Origin of the sequence: Streptomyces sp. NPDC017056 (genome assembly GCF_044332485.1) — a bacterium.
Lineage (GTDB): Bacteria > Actinomycetota > Actinomycetes > Streptomycetales > Streptomycetaceae > Streptomyces.
Map to the genome: position 1 here is coordinate 1 of NZ_JBIRPD010000003.1, position 23,653 is coordinate 23,653.

Genomic DNA, 23,653 nt, shown 5'->3' on the forward strand with positions numbered 1-23,653 from the left:
TCTGGCGTTGACTTTTGGCACGCTGTTGAGTTCTCAAGGAACGGACGCTTCCTTTGTGCCTGTTTCACCAGGCTCTCCGGGCGCTTCCCTTCGGTCTTGCGTTTCCGACTCTATCAGATCCTCGCGGTCCTGATTTTCGCCGGTGCGTTTCGGCTTTTCGGCTTCTTCGCGGTTCCAACCTTACCAGATCCGTTCGGCGTTTCTGCTTTCCGTTTCCGGCTCCCTGTTGGAGCGGGGTGGCCGTCCGGCTTTCGCTTTTCGGCCTTTCCGACTCTATCATATCCGTTTTTCGTTCCGGGCTTCCGGTGAAGGAAGCTGTCGGTTCGAATTCGAATCCGATTCCCCGTCGGAGGGGGTTGTTCGCGCCTTCCGGCGTGATCACTACTTTAGCGCTTTCGCCCGGTGACTCATAATCGAGTCGGCGGTTCGAATTCCGGCATGCCGAAATTTTCCCGTTCGGGAGTCGTGCAGTAGTGGTTGTGCCGCCGGTGCGGCGCGAGGGGCCGCCGCAGAACCGTTACGGCTCCGTGGCAACTCGGAGAACACTACGTACGGGCGGAAGCCATGTCAACCACCGCCGGTCAAGCGGTTATCTCCCGCCGGAGGCCCCGTCAGCCGAGACCCCGGAGGCCCGTCAGTCGAGGTCGGTGAGCCGGCCGTCCGCGTCCGGCTGGGCGTCCTCGACCCGGCACAGCAGGCGGGTCAGCATCTCCCCGAGCGAACCGCGCTCCTCGGGAGAGAGGTCCTGGAGCAGCTCCTCCTCGAAGACCGAGGCCATCCGCATCGCCTCGACCCACTTCTCGCGCCCCTCCTGGGTCAGCTCCACGATGACGCGAACGCGGTTGGCCTCGTCGCGCTCCCGCGTCACCAGGCCCTCGCTCGCCATCCGGTCGATGCGGTGGGTCATGGCGGCGGGGGTAAGGCCGAGGCGCTTGGCCAGTTCGCCGGGGCCCATTTGATAGGGCGCGCCCGCGACGACCAGGGCCTTCAACACCTCCCACTCCGCGTTGCTCATGTTCAGGGTGGCGGTCTGCCGCCCGTAGGCGACGTTCATCCGGCGGTTGAGGCGCTGCAGTGCGGAGACGACCTGCTCCACCTGCGGATCGAGGTCTTGGAACTCTCGCTGGTAAGCCGCGATCTGTTCCTCGAGGCTCGGCTCGGCGGAGCTGTGGGCCGCATCTGAGGGCTCTGGCATGCCGGGAAGTATGGCACGAGACTCATTGGCACTGAAGTCCTTCGGCATGTACTCTTTAGCTTCGAACTTTAGTGTTGAACTCTTCAGGGTGTGACTGTCTAGTCCCCTTCGATCTGACCTAGGTAGGTGAGTGTGACCACCGCGATGGGCGCCGCGCTGCGCCGGATCCAGCTGGGCAACGCGCTGAGCGCGTTCGGCAACGGCTTCACGGTTCCGTATCTCTACGTCTATGTGGCGAAGGTGCGGGATCTGGGCGCGGGCACGGCCGGTCTCGTGCTGATGATGCTGGCCGTCGCCGCGCTCCTCGTGCTGCCGTTCACCGGCTGGGCGATCGACCGGCGGGGTCCGCTGCCGGTCGCCGTCGTGGGTGCCGTCACCGCTGCCGCCGGGTCGCTCGGGCTGGGCCTGTCCACCACCGGTCCCCTGGTCGTCCTGTCCGGCGTGGTGCTCGGCGCCGGTATCGCGGTGATCCAGCCGGCCCTGGCGACGATGATCGTCTGGTGCTCGACGGCGGTCACCCGCTCGCGGGCGTTCGCCACCCAGTTCTTCCTGAACAACCTGGGCCTGGGCATCGGCGGGCTGATCGGCGGCCTGCTCGTCGACGAGACGGCGGCCGGCAGCTTCGTCCGGCTCTTCGCGATCGAGGCCGTGATGTTCCTGGTGCTGGGCGCGGCCATCGCGACCGTACGGCTGCCCCGTGCGCCGCGGGTCGAGGACGCGGTGCCGGGCGAGGCCCGCGCCAAGGGCGCGCTGGGCTCGCTGTTCACCGACCGCCGCATGATGTGGCTGTGCCTGCTGGGCTTCGTGCTGTTCTTCGCCTGCTACGGCCAGTTCGAGTCGGGGCTCGCGGCGTACGCCACCGAGGTGACGCGCATCGCGCCGTCCACGCTCGGTATCGCGCTGGCCGCCAACACGGCGGCGATCGTGGTGGCCCAGTTCGTGGTGCTGAAACTGGTCGAGCGGCGGCGGCGCAGCCGGGTGATGGCCGTGGTCGGGCTGATCTGGACCGTCGCGTGGCTGGCGGCGGGGCTGTCGGGCCTGGTGCACGGTGCGCACGCGATCGCCACCACTTTGCTGATCTCGACCTACGCCCTGTTCGGTATAGGGGAGTCGATGCTCTCTCCGACGATGGCACCGCTGGTGGCCGACCTGGCACCCGCTTCCCTGGTCGGTCTGTACAACTCGGTTTTCGCCCTGGTGAAGCAGATCGCGCTGGCGGTCGGCCCGCCGGTGGGCGCCTTCATGGTGGGCTTCGGGCTGTCCGCCCCGTACATCGGGATGCTGGTGCTCTGTGCCGTCGGCATCAGCGTGCTGGCGCTGCGGCTGGGGCGGATGCTGAGCCCGGCGCAGGACAACCCGCACGTCCGGGTGTTCGCGCCGGCGGCCCCGGAGGCGGCTGTGGCGGACGCCGACGTGTCCGCGGTGCCGCGGCGGGAATCCGTTACGGCGGTGGCGTGACGTCCGCCCTCGTGGACACGTCCCCGTAAACAGGTGAGCGAGGCCGCCGGGCCGATCCGGCGGCCTCGTCCTCATGTGCGGCCCGGCCTCAGTACGGCATATACGGCCTGTCTCATATACGGCACGGGATCACTCGCGCGGCAGCGCGAACTCGCACCAGACGGCCTTGCCGCCGCCCGGTGTCCGCCGGGAGCCCCAGGCCGAGGCGATCGTCGCGATGATCGAGATGCCGCGGCCCGCCTCGTCGCCGGGCTCGGCCCGGCGCCGCCGCGGCAGGTGGTCGTCGCCGTCCGTCACCTCGACGATCAGCCGGCGGTCCGTACGGCGCAGCCGCAGCCGCATCGGGGGCGTGCCGTGCTGGAGCGAGTTGGCGACCAGTTCGCTGGCCGCCAGGACGCCGAGGTCGTGCAGCTCGGGGGAGAAGCGCCAGGAGGCGAGCACCCCGGAGGCGAAGGCGCGGGCGCGGGGCGCCGCTTCCGTACCGCCGTGCAGTTCGAGGGCGGCGTTGTGGAACAGCTCGGCGTCGTGGCCCGTGCGGGCCGGGTGCTGGAGGACCAGGACGGCCACGTCGTCGTCGTGGTCGGTGGAGATGCCGAGGGCGCGCAGCAGCCGGTCGCAGATGATGTCCGGGGCTCCGGTCGCGCCGGCGAAGGCTCGTTCCAGGGCCTCCACGCCGTGGTCGATGTCCTTGTCGCGGCGCTCGACCAGACCGTCCGTATAGAGGACGGCGCTCGAACCCGGCCCCAGCGGGACGCTGCCGGAGGTGTGCAGCCAGCCGCCGGTGCCCAGCGGCGGGCCGGTGGGCTCGGCGGCGCGGTGGACCGTTCCGTCGGCGTCGCGCACCAGGATGGGCAGGTGTCCGGCGGAGGCGTAGACCAGGCGGCCCTCGTTGGGGTCGTGGACCGCGTAGACGCAGGTCGCGATCTGGCTGGCGTCGATCTCGGCGGCCAGTCCGTCGAGCAGTTGGAGCACCTCGTGGGGCGGCAGGTCGAGCCGGGCGTAGGCGCGGACGGCGGTCCGCAGCTGTCCCATGACGGCGGCGGCCCGTACGCCCCGGCCCATGACGTCGCCGATGACCAGGGCCGTGCGGCCGGCGCCGAGGGTGATGACGTCGTACCAGTCGCCGCCGACCGCGGCGTCCGTGCCGCCCGGCTGGTACGTCGCGGCGACCCGCAGGTCGTCGGGCTGTTCCAGCTCCTGCGGCAGCAGGGACCGCTGGAGGGTCACGGCGGCGGCGCGCTGGCGTGCCTCGCTGGCGCGCAGCCGTTCGGTCGATTCCACCTGGTCCGTGACGTCGGCGCCGAAGACGAGGACGCCGCGGTGCGGCGCCACGCAGGCGACTTCGGGGTCGGGGGCCGGGCCGCTGGCGGCGACCTCGATGGGGGTGCAGGTGAACGTGTAGTACCCGTCGCGGGACTGGTCGGCGCCGGCGCCGCCGGGCACCCGGCGGGACTTGACCGTACGGGGCCGGCCGCTGCGCAGGACCTGGTCCATCAGCGGCAGCAGGCCGAGCGCGTCCAGCTCGGGCAGCGCCTCGCGCGCGGTGGCGCCGGGCGGGCGGGGGCCGAAGACGGTGGCGTACGCGCCGTTGACGTACGCGATGCGGTGCTCGGGTCCGTACACGACCGCCACCAGCGCCGGGACCTTGCCGAGGATGTCGTGGACGGAGAGCGCGTCGACGCTGGGCGTGCGGCCGGGGCCGGCGGCCGCGCGGTCGTCGGCGGCGCCCGCTTCGGGGTGTTCGGCGCGGGCGGCGGGGACCGGGCCTGGGCCCGGCGGGCCGCCGGAAGGCTGGGAGGACGACACGGCCGGCACGGGCGCGGCGGCCGGGTCGGTCCTGGCGGCGCCCCGCCGCTGTGTGCCGGGGAGACGGGCGCTCCAGCGCGTGAAGTTCACGGAGGGGTACCTCTTACTTCGCGTCGTCGCGCGGGATCGGGCCGTCGGTTCGGGGGGAGCGTCCGCGGCCGCGCCGGGAGGGCCCCGGCGTGGCGGACGCGGGGAGCGGTGTCGGCTGGGGGCACGCTCGGCGCCCTCTGGCGGATTGCAGCAAACGTCCAGAATCCTCGTGATTGTCACTCTTTGCAGATACGAGCCCACCCATGGTCACACGTCCAGTGTGGCCGACCGGACTGACATCCGTCAGACGCCGGAGCAGCGAGGTGGAGTTCCTGACTCCGGTACGCGCGTGCCCGCGTGGCCGCGGTACGGCCTTCGGCACGGCGTTGTGGCAGGCCACCGTCCGGCTTGACGGGCGGGCCGCCGCCGGCCGGAACGTACGCCTACGGGTGGCCCCGGTAGCGGGGGCCCGGCAGTCGTACGATCCGACGGCGTACGACGGGGCGTCAGCTCGTCTCGTTGTGGCGGCCGGTGCCCGCGGCGAGCTCGAACTCGGCGCGCGGGTGCTCCAGCGAGCCGAGCGAAACGATTTCGCGCTTGAACAGACCGGCGAGCGTCCACTCGGCGAGCACCCGCGCCTTGCGGTTGAAGGTCGGCACCCGGCTCAGGTGGTACACGCGGTGCATGAGCCACGCCGGGTAGCCCTTCACCTTGCGCCCGTACACGTGCGCGACGCCCTTGTGGAGCCCGAGCGAGGCCACCGACCCCGCGTACTTGTGCGCGTAGTCCACGACGGGCCCGCCGCGCAGCGACGCCGCGACGTTCCGGGCGAGCACCCTGGCCTGGCGCACCGCGTGCTGGGCGTTGGGCGCGCACTCCTTGCGCGGCTCGTCGGGCTTCGCCGGCTCCTCGGCCGTCAGGTCGGGCACCGCGGCCGCGTCCCCCGCCGACCAGGCGTGCCCGGCCCCGTCGACCTGTAGGGCGGCCGTGCACTTGAGGCGGCCGCGTGCGGTGAGCGGCAGGCCGGACGCCGCGACGATGGGGTGCGGCTTGACGCCGGCGGTCCACACCAGGGTGCGGGCCGGGAAGCGCGAGCCGTCACTCAGGACGGCGACCCGTTCCCCGCACGACTCCAGCCGCGTGTCCAGCCGAACGTCGATGTTGCGTGCGCGCAGCTCGCGTACCGCGTACTGGCCCATCTCCGCGCCCACCTCGGGCAGGATGCGGCCGGTCGCCTCGACCAGGATCCACTTCATGTCCCCTGGCTCGACGTTGTGGTAGTAGCGCGAGGCGTAGCGCGCCATGTCCTCCAGTTCCGCGAGGGCTTCCACGCCCGCGTAGCCGCCGCCGACGAACACGAAGGTCAGGGCGGCGTCGCGGAGCGCCGGGTCGCGGGTGGAGGAGGCGATGTCGAGCTGTTCCAGCACGTGGTTGCGCAGGCCGATGGCTTCCTCGACGGTCTTGAAGCCGATGCCCGCCTCGGCGAGGCCGGGCACCGGGAGGGTCCGCGAGACCGAGCCGGGCGCCAGCACCAGTTCGTCGTAGGGGAGTTCGAGGCTGCCGGTGCCGGCTTCCCTGGTGGCCGGCGTCTCGATCGTGGCCGTGCGTCCCTCGTGGTCGAGCGCGGTGACCTCGCCGATGACGACCTTGCAGTGCGGCAGCACCCGGCGCAGCGGTACGACGACGTGCCGTGGCGAGATGGAGCCGGCCGCGGCCTCCGGGAGGAACGGCTGGTAGGTCATGTACGGCTCGGGGTCCACCACGACGATTTCGACGGCGGCCCGCCGCAGCTCCTGTTTCAGCTCCCGCTGGAGGCGCAGGGCCGTGTACATCCCCACGTAGCCACCGCCGACAATGAGAATGCGCGCCCGTTGCTTCACAGAGGTTCTCCTCGCGACGTCGAACAGTTCGACCCTTCCCAGCGCGGCGCGGTCCGACACGGTGCCGGCCGAAACGGCGCGCGGCAACGCGGTACGGGTGGCGCTCGGCGACGGGCACGGCACCACCCGGCACTGCGCCCCCGGGAAGACACAGCTCCGTTCCATGACGCACCGGCAACACGGCTTTGTCCACAGGCCCGGCGAAATGTACGACCGGTACCGGACGCCGGTCCGGACGCCGGGACTCCGCGTGGCGGGCCGCAGGAGCGCAGGTCAGGTGGCGGGCGCGCAAGGGCCGGCGGATACGGAATCGGGGCGGATCGGGCCCGTACTCCGATCGGGGCACGGACTGTGCGGAACTGCCCTCTTCATTCTTGACCTGGGCTCAACTATGTTCGTACCTCGTTGGGGTGCAGCCTCGCGTCGACACGTCGTTACACCCCAGCAGTCAGGGCGGGGAGTCTCCGGGGGGAGACGTCATTACCGGGGGATATCTATGCACATTCAGGGCTCTCATTGGCCGACTGCCGTAGCCGCCGCTTCACCTGGCGCAGAGGGCAGGGGGAACGGCAACACTCATTCCGGCGCAGGCCGGAGCACACCGCTGCGGGTGGACGCGCAGCGCAACCTCGAACACGTGCTGCGCGCGGCGCGCGAGGTCTTCGGCGAGCTGGGGTACGGCGCGCCCATGGAGGACGTGGCACGGCGGGCGCGGGTCGGCGTAGGGACGGTCTACCGGCGCTTTCCCAGCAAGGACGTGCTGGTCAGGCGAATAGCCGAGGAGGAGACCGCCAGGCTGACCGATCAAGCGCGTACGGCGCTCGGCCAGGAGGACGACCCGTGGTCGGCGCTGTCGCGCTTCCTGCGGACCTCGGTCGCCTCGGGCGCCGGGCGGCTGCTGCCGCCGAGCATCCTGCGGGTCAGCGCCGACACGTCCGGCGTCCCGGGGGCCCCGGGCGGCGCGTCCGGCGCCTCCGAGGCCGGCGAGGCGCGGGTGCCGCAGCAGCGGCAGGCGTACGGCGCGGACGGCCTGACGTCCGACGTGCCGGCGGAGTTCCGCGTAGTGGCCCAGCGCGGCGCACCCGAGGCGGAGTCCTCGGACGCGCTGCCGACGGTGCCGAACGGCGTCGCGAGCGGCATACCGAACGGGACGCCCGCCCGCGCGGCCGGCCCGCTGGAGGCGACGGGTGAGCCCGCCGTCGACGGCGGCACCCAGGCGCTGCTGGAGGTCGTCGGGCAGCTCGTCGAGCGTGCGCGCTCGGCGGGCGAACTGCGCGCCGACGTGACGGTCGCCGACGTGCTGCTCGTCATCGCCACGGGTGCGCCGTCCCTGCCGGACCCCGCCCAGCAGCAGGCCGCCTCGGCCCGGTTGCTGGAAATCCTGCTGGAGGGGCTGCGGTCGCGGCCTGCCCGGTGAGGGTGCGGTGAAGTGAGGCGGAGCGGGGTGCGGGACCGGCATCGGGCCGGGTTCCGTGTCCCGCTTCTGCCGTGGTGCCCGCCTGCCGCCACGCATCGGCGAAGCATTCCCCGTACGGGTGACCGCTAGTGCTCCGCACGGGCAACTCGCACCGGACGAGTGGTTGGTGTGCTTACCGTGCAAGCGCGGGACGGTGATGTGTCACGCTGGCGCCGTGTTCCGGAGTGACGGCGTGTTCGGGGGCCTCGGCGATGGGTGTTGACGGGCAGGACGACCAGCGCGACGTCACGAGTGGCGCGGCACAGCGGCACGCCCCTCAGGTACCCGGGCAGAAACGTCCGTTCGGGCGTGCCGACGCGCCCCGTTCCCAGGACCGGCACGACCGGGCCGACGACGGCTGCCGGCCGGAAGCGGGCGAGCGGAGCGTGCCCCAGCAGCGCGAGCGCGTCGACCGGCCGCGCGAAGCGCAGGGAGCGCCCGCCTGGGCCGCGGGCTCCAAGGGACCCGTGACACCGGCCCCGGAGGCGGGGCAGCCGGCCCTCCCGCCCTCCGACGGCGAGTTGATCTCCCGTATGCGGGGCGGCGACGACAGCGCCTACGAGGAGCTGTACCGCCGGCACGCCGCCTCCGTACGGCGCTACGCGCGCAGCTGCTGCCGGGACGCGCACACCGCCGAGGACCTGACCGGCGAGGTCTTCGCGAGCACCCTCCAGGCGGTACGCGGCGGGGCGGGGCCCGACTCCGCCGTACGGGCCTACCTGCTGACCACCGTCCGCCGGGTCGCCGCCGCCTGGGGCAGGACCGCCAAGCGCGAACAACTGGTCGAGGACTTCGCGGTGTTCGCGGTGTCGGCTGCCGGCGCTTCGCCGGCCGACGACACGCTCGACCTCGGCGCGGACGTGCGCGCCATGCACGAGGCCGAGCAGTCCATGGCCGTACAGGCGTTCCGGAGCCTTCCTGAGCGCTACCAGACCGTGCTGTGGCACACCACGATCGAGGACGAGTCGCCGAGCCAGGTCGCGCCGCTGCTCGGGCTGTCGGCCAACGCCACGGCCGTACTGGCCCACCGCGCCCGCGAGGGACTCAAGCAGGCTTACCTCCAGGCGCACGTCAACCACACGCTGACCGCCGGGGGCGACTGCGCGCGGTACGCGGACCGGCTCGGCGCGTACGCGCGCGGCGGACTGCGGGTGCGGGCCGAGCGGGGGCTGCGCAAGCACCTGGAGGACTGCGCCCGTTGCCGTACGGCGGCCCTGGAGGTCGCGGACGTCAACGAGCGGATCCGCGTCGTCCTGCCGGTCGCGGTCGTCGGCTGGTTCGCCGCCGGGTACGCGGCCAAGGCGGCAGCGGCCGTGGTGGGGCTCGGCGGCGCCGGCGCTGCCGCGGGTGCCGGTGCGGCCGCCGCGGCGGGCGGGGCCGGTTCGGTTGCCGGTGCCGGTGGGGCCGGGGCTGCCGCGGGTGCGAGTGGGGCCGGCGGGGCGGGGGCCGCGGTCGGCGAGGGACTCGGGGTGCCCGCGAAGGTGGGCATCGCCGCCGGGCTGGCGATCGTGGCGGGCGCCGCGCTCGCGCTGGCGCTGACCGGCGACCCGCAGCCGAAGTCCCGGCCGCAGGCCCGGCAGCCCGGCGCGGCCTCGTTCGCGCCGCAACCGTCCCCGACGGATCCGCCGGAGCGCGCGCCCGCGCAGCCGCCCCCGACGCCCACGCCCTCGGCCTCGGCCTCGGCGCCCGCCCCACCGGCCTCCCCGGAGCCCGCACCGGCCCCGACGCCACCGCAGTCGTCCCCCGCACCACCCGGCCCCGCTCCGCGCCCGCCGCACTCCCCCCGACCGCCCGTCCCGCCCCGGCCCACCCCACGGCCGACGCCCACCCCGCCGGCGCCCGCCCCTTCCCCGTATCGCATCAGCGCACTGGCCTTCGACTTCATGGGGGACGGCAGCAAGCCGGAGGTGCGGGCGGCGCGGAGCAGCTGGATGTGGCAGCGGCAGGGGCCGCGCATCGGCGGCAAGCGGTACGGGCACGGGGTGACCGTGCACGCGCCGTCGTCCGTGACCATCGACCTGAACCGGCAGTGCACGGCGTACGACGCCTTCGCCGGCGTGGACGACATGGGGCTCGGCCTGGGCGCGCTGCGCTTCTCCGTCTACGCGGACGGGCAGCGGCTCTGGCGCTCGGCGGTGCTGCGCGGTGGCCGGCCCGCCGTCCCCGTGCACGTGCCGCTGTCGGGCCACAAGACGCTGCGGCTGGTCGTCGAGCCCGGGTCGGCCAACACCGTGATGTTCCTGGGCGACTGGGCGCAGTCGCAGATCACCTGCCGCTGAGCGGCGCGCTCCCGTCCCCGCGCCTCTCAGAGCCTCGGCCGCGGCACCACTCCGCCCGCCACCGCCCGCTGGCGCGGCGCGGCCGTGCCCGTCCAGCAGGTGCCGCGCCGGGCGAGGAGGCGCCGCAGCCACAGTTCGGTGGAGACCAGCTCGGCGAGGCCGTCCAGCGGCAGGGCGGCGCCCTCCGCCGCCGCCCTGAGGGCCTTCCGTACGACCCTGGCCTCCACCAGGCCCGCGTCGGCGAGCAGCGGGGTGTCGAAGAGGCCGACCACGTCCCCTATGGAGGTGCGCAGGCCGGCCCGTACGGCTGCCGCGTGGGTGAGGTGCGAGGTGGCGCCCCAGCCGGGCGGCAGGTCGCGGATGCCGGCGCCGGACAGCACGGCGCGCAGTACCGACGCCCGCGCCCCCGGTTGCACGCGGAGCGTGTCCGGCAGCGCGCGGCACGCCAGCACCACCTGGTTGTCCAGGAAGGGGGCGTGCAGCCGTTGGTTGCGCACCTCCACGGCCTGTTCGAAGATCCGGTGGTCGGCGGCGTGGCGGGCCAGCGCGGCGCGCGCCCGTCGCTCCCCCGGCCGTCCGACGGCGGGCGACCGGGAGGCCGCGGCGTTGAGACGAACCGATACTTCGGCCAGCGCCTCCCCCGTGAGCCAACGCGCCGCAGGCCCGGGACGGCACCAGGAGAGCGCCGCCAGCGAGGCGTCCACCGCCCCGCCGCCCGCCACCGGCTCGTCGGTGAACCGCCGCTCCCTCAGGCGCGTCGCCGTGTCGGAGATGCCTGCCCCGTAGGACGTACGGGCCAGCTTCCGGGCGGCGCGGTAGACCGTGAACGGCACCAGGGCGGACTGCGACAGCGGCCCGTCGGCCTTGGCCAACGCCGTGACGGGCCGCAGCAGATGCCGTCTGCGGCGGTCCATGAGGAGGTCGGCGAGGCGGGCCGGGTGCGCGTCCAGCACCTGCCGCGCGCCGGCACCGACGAAGTGGTCGGCGCTGCCCGCCAGGAGGCGCCTGCGGTGACGGCCGGCCGTGACGAGCGAAGGGCCCGGCTCGTCCGTGAGCGGCCCGCCCTCCAGGTCCGCGTACGGGAGGGCCTCCTCGCCCGCCGCCACGACCACGTGACGGAGGCGCGGATTGGCGGCCATGCTGCGGGCCCGCTCCAACTCGGCCTCGCGGTACGGCTGCCCTCCGTGGGTGGCACGGTCGTTGAACGTGACGGCCAGCAGGCGCTCGCCGCGCCCGTTGACCGTGCCGGGCACCCCGGGCAGCCCCGCCGCGAGCAGCGCCAGGGTGGCGGAGGCGCTGCCCCCCGAGAGGTCGGCGCCCACCCCGGGGACCGGCGCGCCGCGCGCGGCCCGCCGCTCGGCCGGTCCCATACCCGGCACCGGGCCCGGGTCCAGCCCGCCCAGCCCGTCCGGGGCCGGCGCGTGCCGGGGGCCGGACAGCCGCGCCCGCACGGCCTCCACCAGCGCGTCCCGCACGCCGTCCACGGCCTGCTCCGGGGGCAGCTGGGGCGCCGCGACGGCGAGCGACGACGCCGGCTCGTACGAGGTGATGTCGCTGCTGCCGCCGCGCAGGACGAGCGCGTGGCCGGGCGGCACCCGCCGTACGCCCTCGTAGGGCGTGCCGGCGCCCAGCGCCTCGGGCGCGTCCGGGCAGGCCAGCAGGGCGGCCAGGTGCCCCACGTCGAGGTTGGCCTCGATGAGGTCGGCGAGCGGCAGGGCGGCCGTCGCGTACGCCGTGCCGCCCGCCCACGGGGTGTGGAAGACGGGCCGGGCGCCCGCCAGGTCGCCGGTGACGGTCAGCCGCCGGCCGACCTGTACGACGGCCGTGTAGCTGCCGGGCCAGGCCGTGAGGTGGCGCAGCGCGCCGCCGCGGGCCGCGAACAGGCCGACGCGCAACTGGTCGTCGGTGGCGCCGCAGACGCCGAAGACGGCGAGCCGGGTCTGCGCGTCGGCCTGAACGACGCGCACCTCGTCGGGGCGCCAGTCGCCGACCGCCCACAGCGGGTCGGGGTCGCCCCACAGGAGCTGGGCGCCTACGGGGAGGACCGTGCGGGCCTCCTCGGTGGGGGCCGGTCCCGTGCCGGTACTGCTCCACCCCACCAACCAGCGCATCGCCGCCTCCACCCTGTTCGCCGCCGCCGGGCGACTCCCGTCCGTCCGCCGACGCGGAAGCCCGCCCACCTCAGGGAGCGCCCCTGAGGGTCGGCAGGGTGGACCGGACCGCCGCCCCGCACAGCGGATTGCCAAGCTTTTGTGCGGACCATGCTGCCACGACAGCGGCATTCAAGAGACGCCGAAGAGGGCCTGTATACGGGGGTGTTCGATCGTAGGGGCGCGGCGGGCGGCGCTCGTCCGCAACGGGTTCAGGGCGAGTTCGGGGTGCGTTCGGCGCGAGCACTGCCGGAAGGAGGCCGTGGTGGTGTATGAAGGGCGCTTCGCCCACGGGCCGTCCACGGGCGGGCAGTCGTACCGGCGCCGATGCGCGCTGCGTCGAGGCGGCGGCACACCGCGACGGCGTGAAGGCGACGCGCCGTTCGGGTCCGGGCGGCCCGAATCCAAACCGCCTTACAGCTATTTTCGGCCAAAATCCGTGCGTCCTCCGCCGGTTGGCCCGATACCGGCCGGCCCGCGGCAGGGCCCGGCCGGTCAGCCTCCAGGGCCGCCTGGCCGCACGTCCGATCACCCGCAGGACCGCCGCGCGAAAGCGCCGGGCCGCCGCGCGAAAGCCTCCGTCCGCTCCCCGGACCGCACCGGCCGACCCGTCCGGCACAACGCGACAGCCCGGGAGGCGGGACTCGCCCCCCGGACCGGACCGCCACCCGCGGGGAATGAGGCGGCGGTGTCCCCCAGCCCACTGGATCCAGTGCAGCGGGCCGACCCACGCAGATTTCATGGAAGCGCTCCCGCAGCGGCCCGGGCAGCGCGCACACACGGGCGCACGGCAACACGTACCCGGAGCACATGCCAAACCCCTCGCGGACGCTTGGACTGGAAACCCGCCATCCGGGACATCGGCCCTTAACGGTAGGGATTCGGCGAACTACTCTGGGTGGACGCATGCCCCGGGGTACCGGGGCGGCCGTCGCTGTGTCGAGGGGTGCGCATGTCAAGAGATATACGCGGGCCGAACGAGAAGCTCGGCACCGTTCTCGCCCTCGCGGGGATCAGCAATGCCGGGCTCGCCCGCCGGGTCAACGACCTCGGGGCGCAGCGCGGGTTGACGCTTCGCTACGACAAGACGTCGGTCGCCCGGTGGGTGTCGAAGGGCATGGTGCCACAGGGCGCCGCGCCCCACCTGATCGCGGCCGCGATAGCCGGCAAGCTCGGCCGTCCGGTGCCGCTCCACGAGATCGGGCTGGCCGACGCCGACCCGGCCCCGGAGGTCGGCCTGGCCTTCCCGCGCGACGTCGGCGCCGCCGTCCGGTCCGCGACCGAGCTGTACCGCCTCGACCTGGCCGGACGGCGCGGCGGCGGGGGCATCTGGCAGAGCCTGGCCGGATCCTTCTCGGTGAGCGCGTACGCGACGCCCGCTTCCCGGTGGCTGATATCCCCGGCCGACAGTTCCGTCGCGCGCGAAGCACCTGACCTGCGGGACGTACGGGACGGCAACGGCGCGGCCGGCAAGGACGGCGCGGCCGACACCGTCCCGCTGCACGTGGGCCACAGCGACGTCACCAAGCTCCGCGAGGCCGCCGAGGACGCGCGCCGCTGGGACTCCAAGTACGGCGGCGGTGACTGGCGCTCCTCGATGGTGCCCGAGTGCCTGCGGGTGGACGCGGCGCCCCTGCTGCTCGCCTCGTACAGCGACGAGGTGGGCCGGGCACTGTTCGGGGCGACCTCCGAGCTGACCAGACTCGCGGGCTGGATGGCCTTCGACACCGGACAGCAGGAGGCGGCCCAGCGGTACTACATCCAGGCGCTGCGCCTGGCCAGGGCCGCCGCCGACGTACCCCTGGGGGGATACGTCCTGGCCTCGATGTCCCTCCAGGCGACCTACCGCGGCTTCGCCGACGAGGGCGTCGACCTGGCGCAGGCCGCGCTGGAGCGCAACCGCGGTCTGGCAACGGCCCGGACGATGAGCTTCTTCCGCCTGGTGGAAGCGCGGGCCCAGGCCAAGGCCAACGAGTCGCGCGCCTGCGAGGTGGCGCTCAAGGCCGCCGAAGGCTGGCTGGAGCGCTCCAGAGAGGGCGACCCCGACCCGTCCTGGCTGGACTTCTACTCCTACGAGCGCTTCGCGGCCGACGCCGCCGAGTGCTACCGGGACCTGCGGCTGCCGCGCCAGGTGCGCCGCTTCACGGAGCAGGCGCTGTCCCGCCCGACGGAGGAGTTCGTCCGCTCGCACGGGCTGCGGCTGGTCGTGTCGGCGGTGGCGGAGCTGGAGTCCGGCAACCTGGACGCGGCCTGCGCCGCCGGGACGCGGGCGGTCGAGGTGGCCGGCCGCATCTCGTCGGCCCGTACGACCGAGTACGTACGCGACCTCCTGCACCGCCTGGAGCCGTACGGCGACGAGCCCCGGGTGGTGGAGCTGCGCGAACGCGCTCGCCCGCTGCTCGTCGCGCCGGCGTAGGGCGCGGGATGCGCACGGGCGGGATGCGCACGGGCGAGATGCGCGTGACGGGTGGGGACCCGGTGGCTGTTGCCATCGCCCTTCCACCGCACTCCCGGCCCGTTGTCAGTGGTCACGGTCATGATGGGATACGTCTGGTTCCAGGGGAGGTGCTGTGGTGGCGTACGACTGCGATGTGCTGGTGATCGGTGCCGGCATCGTCGGGCTCTCGACGGCGTACGCGATCACGCGCGCCGCCCCCGGGACACGCGTGGTGGTCCTGGAGAAGGAGCCAGGCCCCGCCCGCCATCAGACCGGCCGCAACAGCGGCGTGATCCACAGCGGCATCTACTACCCGCCCGGTTCCCTCAAGGCCCGCTTCGCGCTCCAGGGCTCGGCGGAGATGGTCAAGTTCTGCCTCGACCACGACATCCCGCACGAGGTCACCGGCAAACTGATCGTCGCCACCGACCGCTCCGAGCTGCCCCGGCTGCACGGCCTGATCCAGCGCGGCCGCGAGCACGGCATCCCGGTCCGCGAGCTCGGCCCCGCCCAGCTCGCGGCGTACGAGCCGGAGGTCAGCGGCCTGGCCGCCATCCACGTCGGCACGACCGGGATCTGCGACTTCGGCGCGGTCGCCCGCCGCTACGCCGCCCTCGCCACGGACGCGGGCGCCCGCATCGCGTACGGCAGCGAGGTCACCACCATCGGCCGCCGCCCCGGCCGCGTCGCGGTGCGTACGTCCTCCGGTGCCGTCTTCCGCGCCCGCACCCTGGTCAACTGCGCCGGCCTGCACTGCGACCGCATAGCCCGCCTGGCGGGTGACGCGCCGGGCATGCGCATCGTCCCGTTCCGCGGCGAGTACTACACCCTCGCCCCGGCCCGCGCCTCCCTGGTCCGCGGCCTGGTCTACCCCGTCCCCGACCCCGCCTTCCCGTTCCTCGGCGTCCACCTCACCCGCGGCATCGACGGCTCCGTCCACATCGGCCCGAACGCCGTACCCGCGCTCGCCCGCGAGGGCTACGACTGGCGCACCCTCCGCCCCGCCGAACTGGCCGCCACCCTGGCGTACCCCGGCTCCTGGCACATAGCCCGCCGCCACTGGCGCTACGGCACCGGCGAACTGCGCCGCTCCCTCTCCCGCCGCGCCTTCACCGAAGCGGTCCGCCGCCTGCTCCCGGCGGTCCGCGAAGAGGACCTGCGCCCCGCCCCCGCCGGCGTACGGGCCCAGGCCGTCCTGCCCGACGGCACCCTCGCCGACGACTTCCTCATCACCGAAACCCCATCCGCCGTCCACGTCCTCAACGCCCCGTCCCCCGCCGCCACGGCCTCCCTGCCGATCGGCCGGGAGATAGCCGAGCGGGCACTGCGGATGCTGGAGGCGTCGAGCTGAGCCGGGCGGCGGCAGAGGAGGCCGAAGGCGCCGGGGCGAGCCGGGCGGCGGCAGAGCGCCCCAAAGGCACCGGGCCGGGGCGAGCCGGGCGGCAGCAAAGGACGCCGAAGGCACCGGGCCGAGCCGGAGCGGCCACCGCCGGTGACGCCACCTCCGGCTCGCCCGCCTCCTCGCCACCGGCCTCCCCCCGGCCCCCGGCCCCCTCCCTCCGGCCTCCTCGCCTGCGACCTCTTCGCCTCCGCCGGCTCCGCCCCCCGCCCGTAGAATCGACCCACTGTGTCTGACAACCCCGCCACCCCCGCACCCGGCCCCGCGTCCAGCCCTGCGTCCAGCCCCGCATCCGGCCCCGACGGTGCCCAGCACCCCGCCGAGGGTTCCGCCGAGGGCCCCGCGCAGCCTCTCGACCAGCGCATCGACCAGCGCCCCGGCCAGCGCATCGACCAGCGCCCTGGCCAGCGCATCGACCAGCAGGCCGACGGCGAGACCACGGCTGACGACGGCGAGGGACGCTCCCGCCCCGCCCCCAAGGCGATGTTCCCCGACGGCACGGGCCCCGCGGCCGACCCGGCCGGTTCGCACCACGAGCGGCGGATCCGTTCCTTCCAGCCCCGGCGCAGCCGGGTCTCCCCCGGCCAGGCCGACGCGCTGCGACGCCTGTGGCCCAAGTGGGGCCTGGACATCGACGGCCTCTCCAAGATCGACCTGGCCGAGCTCTTCGAGGGCCGCCCGGTCGTCCTGGAGATCGGCTTCGGCATGGGCGAGGCCACGGCGCAGATGGCCGCGGACGACCCGGACACCGGCATCCTGGCCTGCGACGTCCACACCCCCGGCCAGGGCAACCTGCTCGGCCTCGCGGAGCGCAACGGCCTGTCCAACATCCGGGTGGCCAACGGCGACGCGATCATCCTGCTCCGCGAGATGCTCGCCCCCGGCTCCCTGGCCGGCCTGCGCGTCTACTTCCCCGACCCATGGCCCAAGAAGCGGCACCACAAGCGGCGCCTGATCCAGCCCGAGTTCGTCTCCCTGGTCACGACCCGCCTCGCCCCGGGCGCCCTCGTCCACTGCGCGACCGACTGGGAGCCGTACGCGGAACAGATGCTGGAAGTCCTCTCCGCCGAGCCCACGCTCGAAAACGAGCATTCCGGCTACGCACCGCGCCCGGACTTCCGCCCCTTCACCAAGTTCGAAGGCCAGGGCCTGGACAAGGGCCACGTCGTCCACGACCTCCTCTTCCGGCGGCGCCCGGCGTAGTGCGCCCCGCGGTGGTTAGGGTCGATGGGTGAATCCGCCACAGCCGCCTCCGCTTCCGCCGAAACCGGCGTACGCGCCCGACCCGCGCTTCGCCACCGCCGCGTCGCCCGCGGCGGCGCAGTGGCAGCACTACGCGCCGCGCCGCCGCCCGGCGCTCTGGCACAGCAAGACGGCGCGCGCCGTCGCCCTCTTCTCCCTCCTCGCCCTCTCCGGCGTGATCATCCTGGCCATGGTCCGCCAGCAGACCGGCACCCAAGGCTTCCTCGTCGGCCTCGGCCTCGCCGTCTTCCCCGTCCCCATCCTCATAGCCGGCTTCTGCTGGCTGGACCGCATAGACCCCGAACCGCGGCGCAACCTCGTCTTCGCCTTCGCCTGGGGCGCCTGCGCCGCCACCCTCGTAGCGATCCTGGCCAACGGCTACACCGCGGCCTGGCTGGAGAACAACCTCTCCACCCTCTCGCCGGAAGACGCCCAGACCTGGGGCGCGACCGTCTTCGCCCCGATCATCGAAGAGACCGTCAAGGCCGCCGCCGTCCTGCTCCTCTTCCTCTTCCGCCGCCAGAACTTCGACGGCATCACGGACGGCATCGTCCTCGCCGGCATCACCGCCACCGGCTTCGCCTTCACCGAGAACGTTCTCTACCTCGGCGACGCCTTCGGCCAGGACCAGTCCCTGGGCCACTCCGGACTCGACTCCCTCACCGCCGGCACCTTCTTCGTACGCATCATCATGTCGCCGTTCGCGCATCCGCTCTTCACGATGCTCACCGGCCTCGCCTTCGGCATAGCCGCCACCAGCTACCCCCACCGCCGGCCGCTGCGCCTGGCCCTCCCCTTCCTCGGCCTGGCCACCGCCGTCCTCCTGCACTCCGTCTGGAACGCCGCCACCACCCTCGGCGACCGCGGCTTCCTCATCGTCTACGGCCTCTTCATGCTCCCCGTCTTCACGGCCCTGACCTGGCTCGCCGTCTGGGCCCGCCACCGCGAACTCCTCGCCCTGCGCACCTACCTCCCCCCATACGTCACCACCGGCTGGCTCTCCCCCACCGAGCCCCTCTCCCTCTCCTCCCTCAAGACCCGCTCGGTGGCCCGCGCCATCGCCCGCCGCACCCACGGCCCCGCCGCAGCCCGCGCCGTCACCGAGTACGCCGCCGTAGCGACCTCCCTGGCCTTCCTCCGCCGCCGAGCCCACCGCACCGGCCCCACCCCCGACTTCCCCACCCAGGAACGAGCCCTCCTCCACCACTTGTGGCACCACAAGCCAGTGGCCCACCCCGCGCTCCTACAGGCGTCGCACACGACGCACCGACCGCTGTACTCGCCTCCGTACACACCGCGCAGCATGGCGCGCTCAAGAGTGCACACTCAGTCCACGCCCCACTACGACACCGGTGTCAGTGGCCCCCGACCGTCGGACGGCGAACCACCCAACGCCTAGCCTCGCCAGCGGGTGCTGATGCCCGCTGTGTCCTCGCTTCCTTACGGCGCAGTAAAAGGCACTTCAGAGCGAAAGCTCGGCCTGCCCATCAGGGGCGTCGGCCATAGCTCTCTCCAAGGCCTCCGCCTCCTTCTCCCGGTTGGCCCACCGCTCCCTGTGCTGGCGCACGTACTCCACCCCGAGCTGGTGTTCCTGCTCCCGATGCAATGCACGAACGAACTTCCGGGTGAGGCCATCGATGATGTCGAAATCATCAGTAAGCTGAAGCGCACCGCGATCGAAGAGAACGTGACAGTTAGGGCACAGGCACAGCACGTTCCCGACCAGGTCGGGACCGTTGTGCGGCTTCCCTAGCGCATGGATGTGTGCGGCCTCGCTGTACGCGTTGCCTCCAGGCGACACCACCAACCGGGTCCCGCAGACCTGACACGTGTTGTCATACATCTTCTTGACGGTTGTGACGACCTTCGAGTCACGGATACGTTCTTCACGCGCGACCAACCGACGCACCTGTTCCTCAAGGCTCGTTGTCTGGCCTTCAACGGGATCTACGGGCCGTGGCTGTGCCTCTTCACCAGGACCAAGTTTCAGCAACTGGAACTGGCAGATCCTGAAGCCTTCCTTCCCTACGGTCATCCAGTGATCCGCCACTCGGTAGAGGCCGCGATATTCGTACCCCTCGGTCGCGCGACGTCTCTTGCGCCCCTTGATCCCCAACCCGCGAACCACTCGAACCGGGTACCCGAGCGCCTCATTCAGCAGTAGACCTGCGTTCCCAGATGAGTCCATGGTCTGGTCGGCTACGAGGCACCCCGTGTCCCTGTCGCGCCCGCCTTCGCCGGTATAGATGATCTCTGCATCCCCATACACATCATCGATGTAGCCACCCGAGAGAACGATGGAGTCGACGCCCCCCTTAGCCGTGCCGGAGATCCCCAGCCCAGGACGGCGGTGCACTCCAGCGGCATGCAGCTCCGTATGCCGCTGGAAGCGCTGTCCCTCAACGACGTTCGGGGGGTGACCAAAGTATGCAGGGTTCGCCTTCGCCATCCACAGATGATGTCAACTGGGAGGGTTCAAGGCACTCAAGTGGGCGACAGTGTGTCCACCCACACATCCCGGCGCCGGCCTTACCTTGGCTCCGCGACGCGACCACTCCACCGAGCATGTTCTGCCACAACCTGATCCGCGATCTGCCCGATCCTCCCGAGGGTGTAGCGAAGCGCTCTCGGGACGCTGATGCGGTGGGGCGGAATCACCTCTCGTACGTGTACGGGGAACGACACTGCCGCCACCTTCGGTTCCATGCACACCGCGACTACGAAGCTGTCGTCCCGGGCATCGGCCGGCACCAGCGGATGCAGAACGACGCCTGCCAACAGCCCAGCTGATCGCCCCGCCATGACGAGGAGCTCAACGTCAAGAGCGTCACAGCTCCCTTCGGTGTCCAACCCGTACTCCACGGCGACCTTCGCGACCACCGCATCCGTCAGTTCCACTGAGCAACGCCTCCCAACTGAGCTTCGCAGTGCATTTGAGCCCGGTCCAGAACGTTTTCTGGATCACTGCCTTGGGCACGGAGCCACCAGAGAAGATCGGCAATCAGTGCGGTCGCTGCTTCTTCACGTGTCGTGACGCGAAGACGATCACTCAACTCGGTACCGCTTGTCGGCACGCAGTCGTAGAGAGTCAGTAGCGCTTCGGCCTTGTGGAGCTGCGGTCGGCACGCGCATCGCCGTGGCGTAGCAGCGAGTACGGACAGCTCACACCATGTGCTCTTGCCCGTGGACATGGGTACGACCCCCCATCGATCAGCCATGGCATCGACGAGACTGAGCCCTCGCCCCGTTTCAGAGAGGGACGTGAAGGGGCGGAGAGCGGGGAGTTCGGCGCTCAGGGAGTCTCCCACCTCAATGCGCAGCTGCGCAGCACTCAGCGAGACGGTCAGGGTGATCGGGGTTTCTGAACCGACGTGATCGATCACGTTGGTGATCAGCTCACTGACACAGAGTTCAGCTCGGTCTTCGAGATCAGCCAGCCCCCATGCTGCCAGGCGAGCACGGGTGAGCCGTCTCAGGTGAGGAACCACTTCAGGCTTCGCGATGAAGTCGCTCGACCAGACAGGCTGTGGCAGGCAGTGGTAGGAGTGCATGAGATCCAGCTCCCTCGCGTTAGCGCGCAACTCAGTGATCACCATCAGCAACAACCGAGCGAGGTTGGTCGCTCTGCGTGCGAGAGTGACAGGCGCCCATCCCGGCATGCAATGTGCACAGAGGGATTCGCTCCATCGAGTGATTGGCTCCGTCGGCCCCGCCCGTAAGACTCGACCCATCGTCACTACAGGGGAGTTGCCGTGCCCGGATCACCTACAGCGCGCCGCCGCCGACTGGCCGTCGAGTTGAAGAACCTTCGCGCGTCGCATCAGCTCACCTGCCAGCAGGTGGGCCAACAACTGGACTGGAGTGGCTCAAAAGTAAACCGCCTGGAGACTGGCAGTGGCCGAGTTCAGCCATCGGACGTGGATGCACTCTGTCGCTTCTACGAGACCACCGACGAACTGCGCGAATTCCTCAAGCGTTTGGCCAAGGAATCGAAGGTGCGCGGTTGGTGGCACGCCCACGGCTCGGCCGTGCCACCTTGGTTTTCCGTATATGTTGGCCTTGAGCAAGATGCTTGCAGTCTTCGGCAGTACCAGAATGAGTTCGTGCCCGGACTGATGCAGACCGCCGCGTATGCCGCTGAGCTACACCGGGCATCCAGCCAGTACACCACCGAGGCACTTGGTCGCGCAGTGAACGTTCGGATGGCTCGGCAGCAGATTCTCACCGGTGCGGAGGCCCCTGAGCTGCGGGTCATCGTTCACGAGAGCGTACTTCGGCACGTGGTCGGTGACTGTGCCCTGATGCGGGAACAGCTTGGTCATATGCTCGACGTAGGGGCGCTGAAGAACGTGACCTTGCAAGTCTTGCCGTTCACCGCGGGTACATACCCGGCGACTGGAGCATTCACCGTGCTCGGTTTCTCTGAGCAGGAAGACCCCGATGTGGTGTATCGAGATGGCCTGACGGATGGCGTCTACCTGGAATCGCCGGACGAGGTAGCCCAGTACACGAGAGCCTTCGACAACCTTCAAGCCATCGCTTCCAGCCCTGCTCGATCAACCGCCGTGATCAAAGAAGTACTGGAGGAGTACTCTCCATGAGCAGCGATCCTTACCCGATATCCACCGCTCACGGGTGGCGGAAGAGCAGTTACAGCAACGGTACAGGCGGAGAATGCTTGGAGGCCTCCAAGCATTCCGATGCCACCATACTGGTACGAGATTCAAAAAATTGCGAAGGGCCGGTCCTTGGCTTCCCTCAGCCGGCCTGGCAGGAGTTCGTCCGAGCCGTTCAGCGATGCGACCTGCACCGGTCGCTGCAACCCATTTCGGATGATTGAGCGAGCCTGGGCGTAAGGTCGAAGAGCTGATCGAGTTTTCTCTAACGTGGAGGTAATGCTCATGGCTCGGGTGCCGGGTTCGTTGGTTGCTGCTGCTGGGCTTGTGGGTGGTTATGGCGTAGCGCGGTGGACTAAGAAGCGGCCGTTGGGTGGGGTGGCTTTGGCGGCGGCGGGGGCTGTGGCGGCTCGGGAGTGGGAGCGGAAGGCCGGTAAGAAGGCTGCGGCGGCGCTGGGTGGGGCTTATGTGGCGGCGTTTGCCGGGTCGCATCCGTTGGCGAAGAAGGTGGGGGCCTGGCCGTCGGTGTTCGCGGTGGCGGGGGTTGTGGCGGCTGCTTCTTGGGCGGTTGCCGATCGTCGGAAGTAGTCGGCGGGGAGAGGAAATGAAGGGCGGGCGCGTACCTGGGGGTGCGCGCCCGCCCTTTGTGCGTTGGCCCAGGAGTCAGGCGTGGGGGCCGGTAGTCAGGCTGAGGCCTGGTTGAGGAGGGCCAGTTCGTCGTTGGTGAGGTGGAGGTCGGATGCGGCCATGAGGGCCGGGAGCTGTTCTACGGTGCGGGCGCTGGCGATGGGGGCGACGACCGTGGGCTGGGCGGCGAGCCAGGCGAGGGCTACGGTCGCGTGTTCGGCCTGGTGGGCGGCGGCCACCGTGTCGAGGGCGGCCAGCACCTTGCGGCCGCGGTCGGTGGCCAGGTACTGGGCGGCCTTTTCGGTGCGGGCGCTTTCCACGGTGCTGTCCGGGCGGTACTTGCCGGTGAGGAAGCCCGAAGCCAGGGCGTAGTACGGGACGGCGGCGAGGCCGTGGCGGGCGGCGGTGTCGGCCAGCTCGCCTTCGTATGTTTCACGGGAAACCAAGTTGTAGTGCGGCTGCACCGCGACGTAGCGGGCCAGGTTCTCGTCGGCGGAGAAGGTCAGGGCCGCTTCGAGGCGCTGGGCCGAGATGTTGGAGGCGGCGATCTCGCGGACCTTGCCGGCCTTCACCAGCTCGTCGAGGGCTGGGAGGAACTCCGAGACGTCGAGGGATTCGTCGTCGTAGTGGGTGTAGTAGAGGTCGATGTAGTCGGTGCGCAGGCGGGTGAGGGACTCGTCGACGGCGGCCTTGATGGTGGCCGGGGCGAGGCCCTTGTGTTCGGGGTGGGCGCCGACCTTGGTGGCGATGACGACGTCCTCGCGGTTGCCGCGGGAGGCGAGCCAGTTGCCCAGGATTGTTTCGGATTCGCCGCCCTTGTTGCCCGGCACCCAGGCCGAGTAGACGTCCGCGGTGTCGATGAAGTTGCCGCCGGAGGCGACGTATGCGTCCAGGACGGCGAAGGACTGGGGCTCGTCCGCGGTCCAGCCGAAGACGTTGCCGCCGAGGGAGAGGGGGGAGACGGACAGGGAACCGAGGGGCTGCTGTGTCGCGGTCATGATCTTTCCAACCTGGTGGGGAATGGGGGGTATTCCGGGGAGGGAGGGAGGTGGGGAGGGAGGGGGAGGCAGATGTAAGG

Annotated in this window: 19 protein-coding genes; 11 read left to right on the top strand and 8 right to left on the bottom strand. The window is 71.6% G+C overall.

Translation table 11 applies throughout. From position 1 onward, the window contains the following. Positions 1-309, top strand: a 309-nt coding sequence (locus tag ACH4OW_RS05690; protein ID WP_398025250.1) for a hypothetical protein, incomplete at its 5' end; no start/stop codon positions are given. Between the two features lie 325 nt (positions 310-634). On the opposite strand, the gene ACH4OW_RS05695 is transcribed toward ACH4OW_RS05690, so the two are convergent. Then, positions 635-1,195, bottom strand: coding sequence for a MarR family transcriptional regulator (locus ACH4OW_RS05695; RefSeq protein ID WP_360136045.1), 561 nt, complete (start codon positions 1,193-1,195; stop codon positions 635-637). Between the two features lie 132 nt (positions 1,196-1,327). Here ACH4OW_RS05695 and ACH4OW_RS05700 point away from each other — a divergent pair, with 132 nt between their 5' ends. Then, complete coding sequence (locus ACH4OW_RS05700; RefSeq protein WP_398025964.1) at positions 1,328-2,653, top strand: MFS transporter; 1,326 nt, start codon at positions 1,328-1,330, stop codon at positions 2,651-2,653. Between the two features lie 129 nt (positions 2,654-2,782). Here the strand turns inward: ACH4OW_RS05700 and ACH4OW_RS05705 are convergent, their stop codons facing one another. Together ACH4OW_RS05705 and ACH4OW_RS05710 are read right to left on the bottom strand one after the other, a co-directional pair. Then, the gene (locus ACH4OW_RS05705) at positions 2,783-4,549 is read right to left on the bottom strand and encodes a SpoIIE family protein phosphatase (RefSeq protein WP_360136043.1); all 1,767 of its coding nucleotides are present in this window, start codon (positions 4,547-4,549) and stop codon (positions 2,783-2,785) included. Positions 4,550-4,995: 446 nt separating this feature from the next. After that, on the bottom strand, positions 4,996-6,369 hold the full coding sequence (locus ACH4OW_RS05710) for an NAD(P)/FAD-dependent oxidoreductase (protein WP_360136041.1): 1,374 nt from the start codon (positions 6,367-6,369) through the stop codon (positions 4,996-4,998). A gap of 496 nt (positions 6,370-6,865) precedes the next feature. On the opposite strand from ACH4OW_RS05710, the gene ACH4OW_RS05715 reads away from it, so the two are divergent. Both ACH4OW_RS05715 and ACH4OW_RS05720 read left to right on the top strand, forming a co-directional pair. Next, positions 6,866-7,786, top strand: a complete 921-nt coding sequence (locus tag ACH4OW_RS05715; RefSeq protein WP_360136039.1) for a helix-turn-helix domain-containing protein — start codon at positions 6,866-6,868, stop codon at positions 7,784-7,786. 251 nt (positions 7,787-8,037) lie between these two features. After that, a complete protein-coding gene (locus tag ACH4OW_RS05720; protein ID WP_398025254.1) occupies positions 8,038-10,104 on the top strand; it encodes a sigma-70 family RNA polymerase sigma factor in 2,067 nt (688 codons plus the stop codon). Positions 10,105-10,130: 26 nt separating this feature from the next. Here the strand turns inward: ACH4OW_RS05720 and ACH4OW_RS05725 are convergent, their stop codons facing one another. Beyond that, a complete protein-coding gene (locus tag ACH4OW_RS05725; RefSeq protein ID WP_398025256.1) occupies positions 10,131-12,215 on the bottom strand; it encodes an asparagine synthase-related protein in 2,085 nt (694 codons plus the stop codon). 991 nt (positions 12,216-13,206) lie between these two features. Between ACH4OW_RS05725 and ACH4OW_RS05730 the strand changes: the two genes are divergently transcribed. The 4 genes from ACH4OW_RS05730 (at position 13,207) to ACH4OW_RS05745 (ending at position 18,731) form a co-directional block, all read left to right on the top strand. Next, on the top strand, positions 13,207-14,670 hold the full coding sequence (locus ACH4OW_RS05730; RefSeq protein ID WP_360136033.1) for an MFS transporter: 1,464 nt from the start codon (positions 13,207-13,209) through the stop codon (positions 14,668-14,670). Positions 14,671-14,824: 154 nt separating this feature from the next. Then, positions 14,825-16,042 carry an L-2-hydroxyglutarate oxidase gene (lhgO, locus tag ACH4OW_RS05735; protein WP_360136031.1) on the top strand — a complete coding sequence of 406 codons (1,218 nt, stop codon included), beginning with the start codon at positions 14,825-14,827 and terminating at the stop codon, positions 16,040-16,042. 531 nt (positions 16,043-16,573) lie between these two features. Next, entirely contained in the window at positions 16,574-17,293 is a 720-nt protein-coding gene (gene trmB, locus ACH4OW_RS05740; protein ID WP_398025966.1) for a tRNA (guanosine(46)-N7)-methyltransferase TrmB, read from the top strand. Positions 17,294-17,321: 28 nt separating this feature from the next. Beyond that, a complete protein-coding gene (locus ACH4OW_RS05745) occupies positions 17,322-18,731 on the top strand; it encodes a PrsW family intramembrane metalloprotease (RefSeq protein WP_398025258.1) in 1,410 nt (469 codons plus the stop codon). Positions 18,732-18,794: 63 nt separating this feature from the next. Here the strand turns inward: ACH4OW_RS05745 and ACH4OW_RS05750 are convergent, their stop codons facing one another. The 3 genes from ACH4OW_RS05750 to ACH4OW_RS05760 form a co-directional block, all read right to left on the bottom strand. Next, the gene (locus ACH4OW_RS05750) at positions 18,795-19,781 is read right to left on the bottom strand and encodes a YDG/SRA domain-containing protein (protein WP_398025260.1); all 987 of its coding nucleotides are present in this window, start codon (positions 19,779-19,781) and stop codon (positions 18,795-18,797) included. Between the two features lie 80 nt (positions 19,782-19,861). After that, positions 19,862-20,230: a hypothetical protein gene (locus ACH4OW_RS05755; protein ID WP_398025263.1), complete on the bottom strand. Its 369-nt coding sequence runs from the start codon at positions 20,228-20,230 to the stop codon at positions 19,862-19,864. Next, the gene (locus tag ACH4OW_RS05760) at positions 20,221-20,883 is read right to left on the bottom strand and encodes an ATP-binding protein (RefSeq protein ID WP_398025265.1); all 663 of its coding nucleotides are present in this window, start codon (positions 20,881-20,883) and stop codon (positions 20,221-20,223) included. The genes ACH4OW_RS05755 and ACH4OW_RS05760 overlap by 10 nt, the downstream gene beginning before the upstream one ends. Positions 20,884-21,084: 201 nt before the next feature. On the opposite strand from ACH4OW_RS05760, the gene ACH4OW_RS05765 reads away from it, so the two are divergent. The 3 genes from ACH4OW_RS05765 (at position 21,085) to ACH4OW_RS05775 (ending at position 22,536) form a co-directional block, all read left to right on the top strand. Beyond that, positions 21,085-21,933 carry a helix-turn-helix transcriptional regulator gene (locus ACH4OW_RS05765; protein ID WP_360136019.1) on the top strand — a complete coding sequence of 283 codons (849 nt, stop codon included), beginning with the start codon at positions 21,085-21,087 and terminating at the stop codon, positions 21,931-21,933. Then, on the top strand, positions 21,930-22,172 hold the full coding sequence (locus tag ACH4OW_RS05770; protein WP_398025267.1) for a DUF397 domain-containing protein: 243 nt from the start codon (positions 21,930-21,932) through the stop codon (positions 22,170-22,172). The genes ACH4OW_RS05765 and ACH4OW_RS05770 overlap by 4 nt, the downstream gene beginning before the upstream one ends. A gap of 61 nt (positions 22,173-22,233) precedes the next feature. After that, positions 22,234-22,536, top strand: a complete 303-nt coding sequence (locus ACH4OW_RS05775; RefSeq protein WP_398025269.1) for a hypothetical protein — start codon at positions 22,234-22,236, stop codon at positions 22,534-22,536. Between the two features lie 95 nt (positions 22,537-22,631). Here the strand turns inward: ACH4OW_RS05775 and ACH4OW_RS05780 are convergent, their stop codons facing one another. Next, a complete protein-coding gene (locus ACH4OW_RS05780; protein ID WP_398025271.1) occupies positions 22,632-23,573 on the bottom strand; it encodes an aldo/keto reductase in 942 nt (313 codons plus the stop codon). Between the last annotated feature and the right edge of the window lie 80 nt (positions 23,574-23,653).

Excerpts from the sequence above, each read along its gene's own strand:
- ACH4OW_RS05695 (WP_360136045.1), bottom strand. The coding sequence starts at position 1,195 with ATGCCAGAGCCCTCAGATGCGGCCCACAGCTCCGCCGAGCCGAGCCTC.
- ACH4OW_RS05715 (WP_360136039.1), top strand. The coding sequence starts at position 6,866 with ATGCACATTCAGGGCTCTCATTGGCCGACTGCCGTAGCCGCCGCTTCA.
- ACH4OW_RS05720 (WP_398025254.1), top strand. The coding sequence starts at position 8,038 with ATGGGTGTTGACGGGCAGGACGACCAGCGCGACGTCACGAGTGGCGCG.
- ACH4OW_RS05725 (WP_398025256.1), bottom strand. The coding sequence starts at position 12,215 with ATGCGCTGGTTGGTGGGGTGGAGCAGTACCGGCACGGGACCGGCCCCC.
- ACH4OW_RS05730 (WP_360136033.1), top strand. The coding sequence starts at position 13,207 with ATGTCAAGAGATATACGCGGGCCGAACGAGAAGCTCGGCACCGTTCTC.
- trmB (WP_398025966.1), top strand. The coding sequence starts at position 16,574 with ATGTTCCCCGACGGCACGGGCCCCGCGGCCGACCCGGCCGGTTCGCAC.
- ACH4OW_RS05750 (WP_398025260.1), bottom strand. The coding sequence starts at position 19,781 with ATGGCGAAGGCGAACCCTGCATACTTTGGTCACCCCCCGAACGTCGTT.
- ACH4OW_RS05760 (WP_398025265.1), bottom strand. The coding sequence starts at position 20,883 with ATGCACTCCTACCACTGCCTGCCACAGCCTGTCTGGTCGAGCGACTTC.
- ACH4OW_RS05770 (WP_398025267.1), top strand. The coding sequence starts at position 21,930 with ATGAGCAGCGATCCTTACCCGATATCCACCGCTCACGGGTGGCGGAAG.
- ACH4OW_RS05775 (WP_398025269.1), top strand. The coding sequence starts at position 22,234 with ATGGCTCGGGTGCCGGGTTCGTTGGTTGCTGCTGCTGGGCTTGTGGGT.
- ACH4OW_RS05780 (WP_398025271.1), bottom strand. The coding sequence starts at position 23,573 with ATGACCGCGACACAGCAGCCCCTCGGTTCCCTGTCCGTCTCCCCCCTC.